The sequence below is a fragment of the Bradyrhizobium agreste genome, from assembly GCF_016031625.1.
In the GTDB taxonomy this organism is placed as follows: domain Bacteria; phylum Pseudomonadota; class Alphaproteobacteria; order Rhizobiales; family Xanthobacteraceae; genus Bradyrhizobium; species Bradyrhizobium agreste.
In genome coordinates this window covers 1-654 of the sequence record NZ_JACCHP010000069.1, presented here as the reverse complement: position 1 = coordinate 654, position 654 = coordinate 1, and the positions used below count along the sequence as shown (strand labels likewise).

The 654-nt window shown below is 66.7% G+C and carries 1 protein-coding gene; it reads right to left on the bottom strand.

Annotated elements, in window-relative coordinates:
- Positions 1-654, bottom strand: a 654-nt coding sequence (locus HZZ13_RS36355; RefSeq protein WP_197964217.1) for a VCBS domain-containing protein, incomplete at both ends; no start/stop codon positions are given.

Genomic DNA, 654 nt, shown 5'->3' with positions numbered 1-654 from the left:
CCGTGAACTGGTCCTGCGCCTGCTGCCCGGCGGTGAGCTCGTTGTGAGCGCCGTTGCCGGTGTAGCTCCAGGCCCCGTCGGCATCGATCGTGAAGTCGCCATAGGTCCCGGGCGCGTTCGTCTGCGCCACGACGTGGGCTTCGCCGGTGTCGGGATCGGTGATGCTGAGCTGGCCGGAGGTATTGAGCGCTGCTGCCGTGTCGCCTTCCGCCACGGAGTTGGAGTCCGAAGAGACGGTCGCGTTGTCGTTGGTGCCGGTGATCGTCACCGTCACCGTGCCGGTGGCGGTGCCGTCCTGGCTGGTCACCGTGAACTGGTCCTGCACCTGTTGGCCGGCGGTGAGCTCGTCGTGGGCGCCGTTGCCGATGTAGCTCCAGGCCCCGTTGGCATCGATCGTGAAGTCGCCGTAGCTGCCGTGAACATCGCTTTGCGCAATGACATGGGCTTCACCGGTGTCGGGGTCGGTGATGCTGAGCTGGCCGCTGGTGTCGAGGGCGGCGGCAGCATCGCCCTCGGTGACGGACTTCGAGTCCGATGAGACAGTGGCGGCATCATTGGTGCCGGTGATGGTCACTGTCACAGTCCCGGTGGCGGTGCCGTCCTGGCTGGTCACCGTGAACTGGTCCTGCACCTGTTGCCCGGCGGTGAGCTCGT